Origin of the sequence: Franconibacter daqui (assembly GCF_014644275.1) — a bacterium.
Classification (GTDB): domain Bacteria; phylum Pseudomonadota; class Gammaproteobacteria; order Enterobacterales; family Enterobacteriaceae; genus Franconibacter; species Franconibacter pulveris.
Genome location: NZ_BMKJ01000001.1, coordinates 1288646 through 1301643 on the forward strand (window position 1 = coordinate 1288646; position 12998 = coordinate 1301643).

Below are 12998 nucleotides of genomic sequence, written 5' to 3' on the forward strand. Positions count from 1 at the left end.
TGTTTCCGCCATAACGAAAACGCCTCCCGTGGGAGGCGTTTTTTTTTAGGGCCAACACCGTTTAGCCGGCAGGGGTGTTCAGCACCCGGCGGGTGCGGCCCGAGCTCAGGTAATCGGCGATATAATCCTGCGAAATCTCTCCGCTGTAGCGGCCTTCTTCATCCACAATCGGCATCCAGACGGTGTTGTGCTCATAGAGTCTGGAGAGCACGACGCGCAGGTTATCTTCCGCTTTGCCCGTGACGCGAAACTGATGCAGCAGGTCGGCGCATGCGCCGGTCGCGCCGCGCGCCTCCCGGCGTTTTACATAGCCCAGCGGCTTTTCGTTTTCATCCACGACAGTAATGGAGCGCATATCGTTGTCATCCATCAGGGCGAAGGCTTCAGCAAGCGAGGTGGAGCGGCGCACGGTGATGGTCGGCTGCGCCTCTGTCACATCGCCCGCCTGCACCAGCAGCAGACGCTTCAGGATACGATCCTGGCCTACGAAAGAGCCGACAAACTCGTCCGCCGGCTTCGCCAGCAGCTCGTCAGGGCTGGCGCACTGAACGATTCTTCCCTGGCGGAACACGGCGATGCGGTCGCCAAGCTTCAGCGCTTCGTCAATATCATGGCTCACCAGCATCACGGTTTTCTTTAACTGGCGCTGCATTTCCAGAAACTGGTTCTGGATAACTTCGCGGTTGATAGGGTCGACTGCGCCGAAAGGCTCATCCATCAGCAACACCGGCGGATCCGCCGCCAGCGCGCGAATCACCCCAATACGCTGCTGTTGCCCGCCGGACATCTCTTTCGGATAGCGGTTGAGAAAGCGTTTCGGGTCCATCGCCACCATCGACATCAGTTCGGTGGCGCGCGCTTTACACTTCGCCTTATCCCAGCCCAGCATGCGCGGCACCACGGTGATGTTCTCTTCAATGGTCATGTTCGGAAACAGGCCTATCTGCTGAATGACATAGCCGATGTTGCGGCGCAGCGTCACGGTATCAAGACCGGTGGTGTCTTCGCCGTTGATGAGGATCTTGCCGCTGGTGGGGGCGATGAGACGGTTAATCATTTTAAGCGTTGTGGTTTTGCCGCAGCCGGAAGGGCCGAGCAGCACGCACATTTCGCCCTCGGGCACGTTCAGGTTAACGTTGTCGACCGCGTTCACGGTCTGGCCGTTCTTCTGCGTGAACTGTTTGGTGAGGTTTTCCAGCTTTATCATTATCGAATCCCCTTAGGCGTAAGCATTACTTGCAGGCGGTGAAGCAGCCAGTCGAGCACAATCGCCAACAGACAAATCATTAAGGCGCCTGCAATCAGCATGCGGATATCGCTGCCGCCAATGCCGTTGAGCAGCAGCAGGCCAAGACCGCCCGCGCCAATCACGGCGGCGATAGCCATTACCCCGATATTCATCACCACGGCGGTGCGAATACCGCCGAAAATCACCGGCAGGGCCATGGGAATTTCCACCCAGCGCAGGCGCTGCCAGAAAGTCATGCCGATGCCGCGGCCCGCCTCACGCAGCCCCGGCGGCAGGCTGTCGAGGGCGGTATGGGTATTGCGCACAATCGGCAGCAGCGAATAAAGAAAGACGGCGGTGATGGCGGGCAGCGCGCCGATCCCCTGGCCTATCATCGAGAAAAGCGGGATCATCAACCCGAACAGGGCGATGGAGGGTACGGTCAGCAGCAGCGTGGCGAGACCCAGCACCGGCGTCGCCAGCCATTTATGGCGCACAATGAGGATGCCGAGCGGCACGCCGGTGATAATCGCCAGGCCTACCGCGAGCAGCACCAGCCACAGGTGTTGCAGCGTCAGCATGCCAAGGTAGCCTGCGTTATCAATCATGTAATGAAGGGTATCCATCGGCTCTCCTTAAAGCAGACCTTTGCTGCGCAGGAAGTCGTGGGCGACCTGCTGCGGCGACTGGTGATCGATATCCACTTTCGCATTGAGCGTAGTAATGGTGTCGTTATCAAGCAGACCGGAAAGGGTATTGAGCGCCTCATCAAGGCCGGGGTTAGCCTCCAGCGCCTCTTTGCGCACGACCGGCGTGACGGCATAGCTTGGGAAGAACCCCTTGTCATCCTCCAGCACTTTCAGATCAAACCCTTTCACACGCCCGTCGGTGGAGTAGACCAGACCGACGTCGACAAACCCGTCGCGAATGGCGTTATAGACGAGGCCCGGGTCCATCTGGCGGATCTGCGAACGGTCAAGCGGCATGTTGTAGGCCTGCTGCAGCGGCTTCATGCCGTCGCTGCGCCCGGCGTACTCCAGGTCCAGCCCCAGCAGCCAGTTATTATCCGGGTCGGTTTTGCGCAACTGCTCAATCTTTTCAACCATTTGCGACATCGTGGTGATCTGCTCGGCTTCGGCGCGCTTACGCTGCATGGCGAAGGCATAGGTGTTGTTCATCTTCGCGGGCTTCAGCCAGACCAGCCCGAGTTTCGCATCGAGCTTTTTTACGGTGTCGTAAGATTGTTGCGCCGTCATCGGCTCCTTAATGCGGTTAAAGATAATCAGCGAGGTGCCGGTATACTCCCAGGTCAAGTCCACCTGTTTATTGACCATCGCGTTACGGGAAATCACCGCAGCGATGTTCGTGCGCGGCTCCACCTGGAAGCCTTTCTTTTGCAGGTACTCCACCGTCATGGCGGAAAGAATATGCTGTTCGGTAAAGCCTTTCGACGCCAGTACCAGCGGACGGGCCGCCGCCGCGCCGGTAAAGAGCATGGCGGCGGCCAGCAGGGCGCACAGTCGGGGTAGTTTCATCTCAACGCTCCTTATTTCAGGCGGTGTGCGGACTGAGCAGGCGGCCCAGCGCAGCCAGCGCCATATCCAGGATCAAGGCGAAGAGGGCGGTAGCCGACGCGCCAAGGATAAGGGTCGGGAAATCGTTCAGGTAAATTCCCGGGAAGATAAGCTCGCCGTAGCTGCTGGCGCCGATAAGAAAGGCGAGCGGGGCGGTGCCGACGTTAATGGCGGTCGCGATGCGCACGCCTGAAAGGATAACCGGCCAGGCGTTCGGCAACTCGACCTGCAACAGGCGCTGGCGTTTGGTCATGCCAATGCCGTTGGCCGCTTCAATCAGCGAGCCCGGCACGGCGCAAAGCCCCGCGTACGTGTTGCGCACGACAGGCAGCAGCGAGGCGAGGAACAGCGCCACAACGGCCGGTTTGTCGCCAATACCGATAATCACCATCGCCAGCGCCAGCACGGCAAGCGGCGGCAGGGTATTGCCGACGTTAAAAATCTGCATAACATATTCCGCCCAACGACGCGCGGCGGGCCGGCTTAGCGCTATCCCGCTTGGAATGCCGACCAGCAATGCCAGCGCCATGGAGCTAAAAACAAGCCACAGATGTTGTTTACCCAGATAAAGCAAATCTTCCTGACGGGTTTTGATAACGTCCATGCCAATGCCCCAGACCAGCAATCCGACAGCGATAAGCAATCCCGCGACCGCGAGAAAAGTACGTTTAGCAAGTGAAGCCGTTTGCATGGCGCGCTCCCTGTATGCACGTTTTCGGGCAACAAAAGTATTTCCTGTTGTTATCCCGTGTTTCACTACGGTGTAAAGTGCTATAGCAATGCAATGGGAAGGATTCCAGTCGGAGCGGGAGCGCTCCAGGCGCATATTCTCCGTAGTAATAAGCGTTATACCTTATGCCGTCTCGCTTATTTCCTTATGAGTAGAATTATCTTAAAAAGCGACAAGCCAAAGTGACACCGTAACAACCTAGGAAAAGTAATTTATATTAGCAACAATAAAGTTGCTGAATAAATAAACGAACAGCTTAAGAAAGCGCGTCGCATAAGCAGCAGAAAAGGTTTCATTTTTCTGTGGCCAGTAAGGTGTGATAGTTTCACGTCTCTTACATTTTCAAGCCGGGACGCGGGCGATGGGATTACTGATAAAAGCGCTGATTGGCGCGCTGGTGGTGGTGCTGATTGGGATCCTTGCGAAGACGAAAAATTATTATATCGCCGGGCTGATCCCGCTTTTTCCGACCTTCGCGCTTATTGCCCATTATATCGTCGTCACAGAGCGCGGCGTCGAAGCGCTGCGCGCCACTGTGATTTTCGGCATGTGGTCGATTATTCCCTATTTTGTCTATCTGGCTTCGCTGTGGGTTTTTAGCGCCATGATGCGGGCGCCGCTGGCGCTGGCTGGCGCCGTGACGCTCTGGTGCCTGAGCGCATGGCTGTTGATTGCGCTCTGGACGCGCTTTCACTGAGATAAGGTTGCCCAGACGCCATACGCTTAGCGGTAGAGCGGTTTTACCGCTACGGGCGTGACCAGCCCTTCGCCCCAGCCCGCCAGCGTCTGGCGCGTTAATTCGCCAAGCGCCGTGTAAAAAGGGTGACCGGCGTTTTCGCAAAACACCTCCAGAAAGCGGCCCGCCCAGGGCAACAGGTGCCATGCCAGCAGCTGCTCCAGCGCCTGCGCTCTGCCGTTTTCCGCAAGCCACGCCGCCATCAGCAACAGCAGCCCGATATGATCTTCGGGCTCGCTGCTAGCCGCCCCGGCGTCTATTTCGTTCTCCCGCATCCACTGGCGCAGCGCGAGGGTGGAGTCGCCAAACAGCACGCTTTCACGGTCAAGCCAGACCGAGCCCCAGGGCGGCGCGGGCAGCGCCCACGGCCCAATAAACAGCCGTTGCCAGGCCTGCTCAAGCGTCTCTTCACTTTCCGGCGCGCGAAACCCGCAGGTTATTGCTTGCGGCACTTTCTGGGGCCATTGCGCGCGCCAGTCCTCCTGGCGCAATGAATGCACCAGCGGCGCGGCTTCAGCCGAAGCGGGTGAATAATAAAAGAGCGCGCCGAGCACGCGGGCGCAAAGGGCGATGTCATTCAGCCTGGTCTTCACTGCTTTTTACCTTGTTAAGCGGCGCGGGCTACCCCGCGCCAGAATTATCCTGCGATCGCCACGCCTGTGGTCATATGCAGCCCGTAAAACAAAATGCGGCCTACTATCTCTGCGGTTAACACCAGCACGAAGCCTGCGATAAGGGAAAGGGTGCGTGGCTCAGTACGCCGGATAAGCGGGCAGAGCCAGCAGCCCAGACCCAGCGCAAGCATGGCAAGGCGTGCGGTTTGCCATAAGGCGTAATTCGGCACCAGCGTCGCCGCCTGCTGCACCGAGCTGTGTATGGCGGCAAGCGTCTGGCCCTGCATCACGATGACCGCCACGCTGAGCAGCAATGCCGCCGCGCTTATCTTTGCGAAACCCACCGGGCTGACGCGCACCCGCGCCAGGCGCAACACCAGCGAGCCGAGCAGCGGTCCGCCCAGCAGGACGGTGAGGAAGAAACCGGCCGTGGTGTAGCCGTTGCGCCAGGTCGGCACCGTTTCAATCTGGTAGACGCGGCTCATCATCCAGACAAACGCCAGCCCCAGCGCCATGCTGATAACCAGCCACGCCTTGCCGAATGCCGCAGGCAGTTTGTCCAGAAACGCCGCCAGCCACCACAACCCGCCCACGGCGAAAAAGAGCGCGCCGCCGGCGATTTCGTTGCTCAGCGCAGACGCTCCGACGCGGTTAAGGGAGTTGAACATCCGCAGCGGCGAGCCCAGATGCATCACCGAGGCGAGAAAGCCTACGCCCATCAACAGCCACAGCAGAAACATCGCCCGCGCCAGCCGGGTTCTCGCCGGGCGCTCGCGCGCCACCGTCAGCCAGCCGAGGCCGCTCACGATAAGCCCGCCCGCCACGCACTGGCCGAGCACCGTAAACAGCACCAGCGGCCATTCATGCCATCCGTTGCCCATCTCACACCTCCTTCGGGTTGGCCAGGTAGCCAGTGGCGTCGCCACAGGGTCGGCTGCCGGCGTTGGGTTTAATCACAATGTTCGGCTGCGTGAAGCGCGCGGCGGGCAGCGGCGCGACGGCTGCGAGCGCGCCGTGCTTCTGGCGCAGCGCGTCGATGGGGCCGAAATCAAGCGCGCGCAGCGGGCAGGATTCCACGCAGACGGGCTTTTGCCCCTGCGCCACCCGCTCATGGCAGCCGTCGCACTTGGTCATGTGGCCCTTCTGCGCGTTATACTGCGGCGCGCCATAAGGGCAGGCCATGTGGCAGTAACGGCAGCCGATGCAGATATCCTCGTCCACTACCACGAAGCCGTCGTCGCGCTTGTGCATTGCGCCGCTCGGGCAGACTTTCGTGCAGGCCGGGTCGGTGCAGTGGTTGCAGGCAATCGAGAGGTAGTAGGCGAACACATCCTGGCGCCAGACGCCGTTATCCTCCTGCCAGCTGCCGCCCGCGTACTCATAGATGCGGCGAAAGCTCACCTCCGGGGTGAGGTCCTTGTAATCCTTGCACGCCAGCTCGCAGGTTTTGCAGCCTGTGCAGCGGGCGGAATCGATAAAAAAGCCATACTGGGTGGTCATCGGTTACTCCTTAAACCTTCTCGATTTCGACCAGATTGCTGTGCGAAGGGTTGCCCTTGGCGAGCGGTGAGGGACGCTGGGTGGTGAGAACGTTAATGCATCCCGCATGGTCAATGCCTTGCGCGTCCGGGTCGTACCATGCGCCTTCGCCCAACGCCACGACCCCCGGGATAATGCGCGGCGTGACCTTCACCTCAATACGCACTTCGCCGCGATCGTTGAAAATACGCACCGTATCGCCGCTGACAATGCCGCGAGGTGTTGCATCGATTGGGTTCATCCACATCTCCTGGCGACAGGCCGCCTTCAGCACGTCGACGTTGCCATAGGTAGAGTGGGTTCGCGCTTTGTAATGAAAGCCGGTCAACTGCAGCGGGTACTTCTCGCGCAGCGGGTCGTCGTAGTGCTCGAAGCCGGGGCTATAAACAGGCAGAGGATGAATAACGTCGCCTTTTTCGAGCGTCCAGCTGCCGGCAATCTGCGCAAGCTGGCTGGAGTAAATCTCAATTTTGCCGGAGGGCGTGGACAGCGGGTTGGCCTGCGGATCGTCGCGAAACGCTTTGTAGGCGACAAAATGGCCGTCTGGATCGCGTTTTTTGAAAATACCCTGCTGACGGAACGTATCGAAGTCCGGCAGTTCCGGCAGCGCCTTGCGGGATTGTTCGTAAAGGTGACGAAGCCATTCTTCCTGCGTGCGTCCTTCGGTGAACTGCTGCTCAACGCCCATGCGTTTAGCAATCTCAGAGGTCATCTCATAAATCGTTTTGCACTCGAAGCGCGGGCTGATGGCTTGATCGGCAAAAATGACGTAATCCATGTTGCCGCAGGAGGCATCCAGGGCAAAATCCATCTGCTCAGAGGCGGTGCAGTCGGGCAGCAGCAAGTCGGCATATTTCGCCGACGAGGTCATGTGATTGTCGATAACCACAATCAGTTCGCACAGATTGTCGTCCTGCAAAATCTCATGGGTGCGATTGATTTGCGAATGCTGGTTAATCAGGCAATTGCTGGCGTAGTTCCAAATCATTTTAATCGGCACATCCAGCTTCGCTTTACCGCGAACGCCATCGCGCAGGGCGGTCATTTCCGGTCCCCGTACAATGGCGTCTGTCCACATGAACATCGAAATGCTGGCTTGCACCGGGTTTTCCAGCGTCGGCATCCGTTCAAACGGCATGGCGTAAGCGCCTTCCCGCGCGCCGCTGTTGCCGCCGTGAATGCCGACGTTGCCGGTGAGAAGAGGCAACATGGCGATAGCGCGCGAGACCAGTTCGCCATTTGAGTGGCGCTGAGGGCCCCAGCCCTGAGAGATAAAAGCGGGTTTCGCGGAGGCTATTTCCCGTGCAAGCTTCACGATGCGCGCGGCCGGTATGCCGGTAATTGTGGCGGCCCACTGCGGCGTTTTCGCGATACCGTCGTCGCCCTGGCCGAGAATATAGGCTTTGTAATGGCCATTGGCGGGCGCGCCCGCAGGCAGCGTTTTTTCGTCGTAGCCAACGCAGTACGTATCAAGAAATGCCTGGTCGACGAGATTCTCGGTAATCATCACCCAGGCGAGCCCTGAAACCAGCGCGGCGTCGGTGCCCGGGCGAATGGGGATCCACTCATCTTCACGCCCGGCGCCGGTGTCGGTGTACCGTGGGTCGATGATTATCATGCGGGCGTTGGATTTCTCACGCGCCTGTTCAAGGTAATAAGTCACGCCGCCGCCGCTCATGCGCGTTTCGCCGGGGTTGTTGCCGAACAGAACCACTAACTGGCTGTTTTCCATATCAGAGGGGCTGTTGCCTTCCGCCCAGCCGCCGTAGGTGTAATTCAACCCGGCGGCAATCTGCGCGGTAGAGTAGTCGCCATAATGATTCAGATAGCCGCCGCAGCAGTTCATCAGGCGCGCTATCAGCGTCTTACCGGGCGGCCAGGAGCGGGTCATTGTGCCGCCGAGCGTCCCGGTACCGTAGTTCAGGTAAATGGCCTCGTTGCCATAGGTCTTTATAATACGCTGCATTTCTCTGGCGAGCGTATCGAAAGCTTCCTCCCAGCTGATGCGGACAAACTTGCCTTCACCGCGTTTACCCACCCGTTTCATCGGGTATTTCAGACGATCGGGGTTATAAACCCGGCGGCGCATCGAACGGCCGCGCAGACAGGCGCGCACCTGATGTAAGCCGTCATAGTTGTCGTCGCCGGTGTTGTCCGTTTCAACGTAGCGTATTTCGCCATCAACAACATGCATGCGCAGCGGGCAGCGGCTGCCGCAGTTGACTGTGCAAGCGCTCCAGATAATACGCTCGGGCGACGAAGGCGGCAGGCTGGTCTGCGCCGCAAGGCTTTTGGGGATAAAGGGAAGTGGAAATCCGCCAGCGGCGAGGGCAAGGCCGCCGAGGGCAGTGGTTTTTACAAGGGTACGGCGGCTTATCCCGCCGGGGTGTTGAACGTTCGACATGCTCACTCCTTAGTGCTTCCTGCAAAAGGAAGGTGTGAAGGCGTTTTTAGCGTTATTAACGACGTCATCATCTGTGACGCGCGGCGGGAGTATTAACCATTATGAGGTAGGGGGTATTAACGATGGTCAAAGAAGGGGAATAAAAAACAAAAAGGGCGCTTATGCGCCCGGAAAGTTATTGCGGTTCGCTGGGGGCGCCTTCCTGGGCTGGCGCGGCGTTTGTTGCGTTGCCGCTGCTGGTGCGCGTGTAGAGGATCTTTTGTGTATCATTAGCGCAGTGGCCCACGACCTGCGCATCGGGTTTATCGGCCTGATCGTTAGGCACAATGGAAAGGGTGAAACCCGACTCCGGCACGCCGTTATTGATGATTCGCTGTTGGATTTCATCCCTGACCCGTTCGCAAGAATTTTGCTGCGCCAGCGCAGGCGCGGCGGCGATAAGCAGAATAGTGCTGGCCAGAACGTGACGTTTCATATTGCGCTCCTTCTGTGCAAAGCGGTTAAACTAAGCATAGCAGACAGAACGTAAATCCTTGTATTAACGTGTATGTAACCCCCTGACAGGACGAATGGATATTAGCGTGAAACGAGCCTTGATGACGCTTTCAGCCCTCTGGCTGCTGGCAGGCTGCGACGGTGCTTCCACCCCGCAGGCCTTTACGCCGGAAATGGCGAGCTTTTCGAATGAATTTGACTTTGATCCCCTGCGCGGCCCGGTTAAAGATTTCAGCCAGACGCTCATGAATGAAAAAGGCGAGGTGGCGAAGCGGGTAACCGGCACGCTCTCGCAGGAGGGGTGCTTCGACACGCTCGAGTTTCATAACCTTGAAGATAACTCCGGCGCGGCGCTGGTGCTGAACGCGAACTACTACCTCGACGCCGCCTCGCAGGAGAAGCGGGTAAAACTGCAGGGTAAATGCCAGCTGGCGGAATTGCCTGCGGCGGGCGTCGTTTACGACACTAACGACAGCGGCTTTGTGGTGAAGGCGCGCGGTAAAGGCACAACCATCGATTACCGTTACGATGCGGAAGGCTACCCACTCGGCAAAACGACCGTGGCGGATAAACTCAGGCTGACGGTGGCTTCTACCGTTGCCGATAACCGTAAAAAGCTAGATTACACCGCTGTCAGCACGCTTAACGATAAGACCATGGGGCGCGTAAAGCAGACTTGCGATTATGACAACCATTTCAATCCGGTGAGCTGCGAGCTGGAGATCACTGACGAGAGCGCCACCCCGCCGGTGCACCATAAGTACACCATCGAAAACACCATTGATTATTATTGAGAACGGCGTCTCGCGGGCGGGTGACGCTCTACTTGCCCGCGCCTCGAAACCCGCGTAGGGCGGTTAAGCGAAACGCCACCCACCGCAACGCGGCAGGTTTTATTGCGCGGTGGGCTTCAGCAGGCTGCTGCCGGGCGTTTTATGCTTCGCCAGATAGTGGTGCTGGAAAATGCACATGCGAATAGTGGTGCGGTATTCGCCGTTGATAAAAAATTCATCGATAAGTTCGCCCTCCACCTGAAAACCCAGCTTGCGATAGATATGAATCGCTTTCTCGTTCTCTTTGTCGACAATCAGGTACAGCTTATAGAGATTGAGCACCGTAAAGCCGTAATCCATGGCAAGCTTCGCGGCGCGAGAAGCCAGCCCCCGGCCCTGGTGGTCGGGAGAGATAATTATCTGAAACTCCGCACGGCGGTGTACGTGGTTGATTTCCACCAGCTCCACCAGACCCGCTTTCTCACCGTTGCACTCCACCACAAACCGCCGTTCGCTCTGGTCGTGGATATGTTTATCGTAGAGATCGGAGAGTTCGACAAAGGCCTCGTACGGCTCTTCAAACCAGTAGCGCATCACGCTCGCATTGTTATCAAGCTGATGGACGAAGCGAAGATCTTCGCGCTCAAGCGGGCGCAGTTTCACAGTCAGTTCAGACATGACAAATCCTTTTTAGCGAAGAGAAAGGCTTCCGGGCGGAAGCCTTTAGCGTTGGCGTCAGGGCGCGAGCGGGCGACCGGTACGGCGGTCGAGACAACGCAGGGTGTTAGGCTCCCAGTAGGCGTTGAGGTTGGCGCTCTGCTCGCACTTGTCGCGACTATCAAACGCGACATCGGCTTTATCCCACTCTTTTTCGGCGCGGGTATTCACTTTGTGGCGTAAAGAACGGGTGTCATTCCATTGCTCTTTGTCCATCGCGGCGTTCTGACGGCTCTGCGCGCTGTCACCAGATTCGATAATCAGCTTGCTGGTTTCCGCCTGCGCCGGTAACGCCAGGCTGAACGCGCCGGCCACCAGCGCCATCAGCAGGGAGTGGCGAAGGAGAGTTTTCATTGCGGTTTCCTTTTATATGAAGCAACACTTGCCGGTTAACCGGCAGGCTTTACTATATCACCGCCTTTTTAGCGCGCACAGCGCCCGGCGACAGTGATAATTATCCACGATGGACCTCAATATGATCAAAACAACGCTGCTTTTTTTCGTCACCGCGCTGGCGGAAATCGTCGGCTGCTTTTTGCCCTGGCTGTGGCTGAAAAAGGGCGCGTCGTCGTGGCTTTTGCTGCCTGCCGCGCTCTCTCTTGCGCTGTTTGTCTGGCTGCTTACGCTCCATCCGGCGGCGAGTGGACGAGTCTATGCGGCCTACGGCGGCGTTTATGTCATGACCGCGCTGTTATGGCTGCGCGTCGTGGACGGCGTCAGGCTCAGCGTTTACGACTGGCTGGGCGCAGGCGTGGCGCTTTGCGGCATGCTGATTATCGTCGCAGGCTGGGGGCGAGCCTGAAAATAAGGCGCAGCGGGGAGTGCCTCTGCGCGTCGTCCGCCTTGTTGCTTTGTGAGCCGGGACGCATTCTTTTTGTAATATAACTTGTATGGTAGTTAGGTCAGTTGGTCATTGCGTATTCAGAAGAGGCCTGAATGCGCCATTCAGAAGGAGGTATTCATGAAAATCAGCAAGGCTGAAGTCTTTGTCACTTGCCCGGGCCGCAACTTCGTCACATTGAAAATCACGACCGAAGATGGCCTGACTGGGCTTGGCGACGCGACGCTTAACGGGCGCGAGCTGTCTGTCGCAAGCTACCTGCGCGATCATCTCTGTCCGCAGCTGGTGGGGCGCGATGCGCAGCGCATTGAGGATATCTGGCAGTTTTTTTATAAGGGCGCTTACTGGCGTCGCGGGCCCGTGACGATGTCGGCTATTTCCGCCATTGATATGGCGCTGTGGGACATCAAAGCCAAAGCCGCCAATATGCCGCTTTATCAATTGCTCGGCGGCGCTTCGCGTGAGGGCGTAATGGTTTACTGCCACACCACCGGCCACAGCATTGATGAAGTGCTGGATGACTACGCGCGCCATAAAGAGATGGGATTCAAAGCGATTCGCGTGCAGTGCGGCGTACCGGGGATGAAAACCACCTACGGCATGGCGAAAGGCAAGGGGCTGGCGTACGAGCCCGCCACGAAAGGCGAGTGGCCGGAAGAGCAGCTCTGGTCCAGCGAAAAATACCTCGACTTCACGCCGAAGCTCTTCGCCGCGGTGCGCGACAAATTCGGCTTCCATGAGCACCTGCTTCACGATATGCACCACCGCCTGACGCCGATTGAAGCCGCGCGTTTTGGCAAAAGCATTGAAGATTACCGCCTGTTCTGGATGGAAGACCCGACGCCTGCGGAAAACCAGGCCTGCTTCCGCCTGATTCGCCAGCATACGGTCACGCCGATTGCGGTAGGTGAAGTTTTCAATAGCATCTGGGACTGCAAGCAACTGATTGAAGAGCAGCTTATCGACTACATTCGCACCACCATTACCCACGCAGGGGGGATTACCGGCATGCGACGCATCGCCGATTTTGCCTCGCTTTACCAGGTGCGCACCGGCTCGCACGGCCCATCCGATCTGTCGCCGATTTGCCATGCCGCCGCGCTCCATTTCGATCTCTGGGTGCCGAATTTTGGCGTACAGGAGTACATGGGTTATTCCGAGCAAATGCTGGAAGTCTTCCCGCACAGCTGGCGCTTCGACAACGGCTATATGCATCCGGGCGAGAAGCCGGGCCTGGGAATCGAATTCGACGAAAAGCGGGCGGCGAAATACCCCTACGATCCGGCTTATCTGCCAGTCGCCCGCCTTGAAGACGGCACGCTGTGGAGCTGGTAAATCAATAAACCC

15 protein-coding genes are annotated in these 12998 nt (G+C 58.2%); 4 read left to right on the forward strand and 11 right to left on the reverse strand.

What is annotated here, in order from left to right; genetic code table 11:
* Positions 1–61: 61 nt before the first annotated feature.
* The 4 genes from osmV to IEX01_RS06165 are packed head-to-tail and all read right to left on the reverse strand — an operon-like array spanning position 62 to position 3493.
* On the reverse strand, positions 62–1207 hold the full coding sequence (gene osmV, locus IEX01_RS06150; protein WP_188723456.1) for an osmoprotectant ABC transporter ATP-binding protein OsmV: 1146 nt from the start codon (positions 1205–1207) through the stop codon (positions 62–64).
* The gene (gene osmW / locus IEX01_RS06155) at positions 1207–1854 is read right to left on the reverse strand and encodes an osmoprotectant ABC transporter permease OsmW (protein WP_024557106.1); all 648 of its coding nucleotides are present in this window, start codon (positions 1852–1854) and stop codon (positions 1207–1209) included. The genes osmV and osmW overlap by 1 nt, the downstream gene beginning before the upstream one ends.
* Before the next feature lie 9 nt (positions 1855–1863).
* The gene (gene osmX / locus IEX01_RS06160) at positions 1864–2763 is read right to left on the reverse strand and encodes an osmoprotectant ABC transporter substrate-binding protein OsmX (protein WP_188723457.1); all 900 of its coding nucleotides are present in this window, start codon (positions 2761–2763) and stop codon (positions 1864–1866) included.
* Positions 2764–2779: 16 nt separating this feature from the next.
* The gene (locus tag IEX01_RS06165; protein WP_024557104.1) at positions 2780–3493 is read right to left on the reverse strand and encodes an ABC transporter permease; all 714 of its coding nucleotides are present in this window, start codon (positions 3491–3493) and stop codon (positions 2780–2782) included.
* A gap of 400 nt (positions 3494–3893) precedes the next feature.
* Here IEX01_RS06165 and IEX01_RS06170 point away from each other — a divergent pair, with 400 nt between their 5' ends.
* Positions 3894–4229 (forward strand): GlpM family protein, encoded by a 336-nt coding sequence (locus tag IEX01_RS06170; RefSeq protein ID WP_188723458.1) that lies wholly within the window; start codon positions 3894–3896, stop codon positions 4227–4229.
* A 26-nt stretch (positions 4230–4255) separates the two neighbouring features.
* Here IEX01_RS06170 and dmsD read toward each other — a convergent pair whose 3' ends face one another.
* The 5 genes from dmsD to IEX01_RS06195 all read right to left on the reverse strand — a co-directional run bounded on the left by dmsD (position 4256) and on the right by IEX01_RS06195 (position 9300).
* Positions 4256–4861, reverse strand: coding sequence for a Tat proofreading chaperone DmsD (dmsD, locus tag IEX01_RS06175; protein ID WP_188723459.1), 606 nt, complete (start codon positions 4859–4861; stop codon positions 4256–4258).
* A gap of 44 nt (positions 4862–4905) precedes the next feature.
* Positions 4906–5763 carry a DmsC/YnfH family molybdoenzyme membrane anchor subunit gene (locus IEX01_RS06180; protein ID WP_024557101.1) on the reverse strand — a complete coding sequence of 286 codons (858 nt, stop codon included), beginning with the start codon at positions 5761–5763 and terminating at the stop codon, positions 4906–4908.
* Between the two features lies 1 nt (position 5764).
* A complete protein-coding gene (locus IEX01_RS06185; RefSeq protein WP_024557100.1) occupies positions 5765–6382 on the reverse strand; it encodes a DMSO/selenate family reductase complex B subunit in 618 nt (205 codons plus the stop codon).
* Positions 6383–6392: 10 nt separating this feature from the next.
* Complete coding sequence (gene dmsA / locus IEX01_RS06190) at positions 6393–8825, reverse strand: dimethylsulfoxide reductase subunit A (protein ID WP_188723460.1); 2433 nt, start codon at positions 8823–8825, stop codon at positions 6393–6395.
* Positions 8826–9000: 175 nt separating this feature from the next.
* On the reverse strand, positions 9001–9300 hold the full coding sequence (locus IEX01_RS06195) for a DUF1161 domain-containing protein (protein ID WP_024561038.1): 300 nt from the start codon (positions 9298–9300) through the stop codon (positions 9001–9003).
* A gap of 94 nt (positions 9301–9394) precedes the next feature.
* Between IEX01_RS06195 and IEX01_RS06200 the strand changes: the two genes are divergently transcribed.
* A complete protein-coding gene (locus IEX01_RS06200; RefSeq protein ID WP_029697011.1) occupies positions 9395–10114 on the forward strand; it encodes a YnfC family lipoprotein in 720 nt (239 codons plus the stop codon).
* Positions 10115–10213: 99 nt separating this feature from the next.
* Here IEX01_RS06200 and speG read toward each other — a convergent pair whose 3' ends face one another.
* Both speG and IEX01_RS06210 read right to left on the reverse strand, forming a co-directional pair.
* Entirely contained in the window at positions 10214–10771 is a 558-nt protein-coding gene (speG, locus tag IEX01_RS06205) for a spermidine N1-acetyltransferase (protein WP_024557096.1), read from the reverse strand.
* Between the two features lie 57 nt (positions 10772–10828).
* Positions 10829–11164 (reverse strand): DUF1283 family protein, encoded by a 336-nt coding sequence (locus IEX01_RS06210; protein ID WP_024557095.1) that lies wholly within the window; start codon positions 11162–11164, stop codon positions 10829–10831.
* A gap of 121 nt (positions 11165–11285) precedes the next feature.
* Here IEX01_RS06210 and IEX01_RS06215 point away from each other — a divergent pair, with 121 nt between their 5' ends.
* Entirely contained in the window at positions 11286–11612 is a 327-nt protein-coding gene (locus tag IEX01_RS06215; RefSeq protein WP_024557094.1) for a YnfA family protein, read from the forward strand.
* Positions 11613–11771: 159 nt separating this feature from the next.
* A complete protein-coding gene (gene manD / locus IEX01_RS06220; protein ID WP_188723461.1) occupies positions 11772–12986 on the forward strand; it encodes a D-mannonate dehydratase ManD in 1215 nt (404 codons plus the stop codon).
* The last annotated feature ends 12 nt before the right edge of the window (positions 12987–12998 follow it).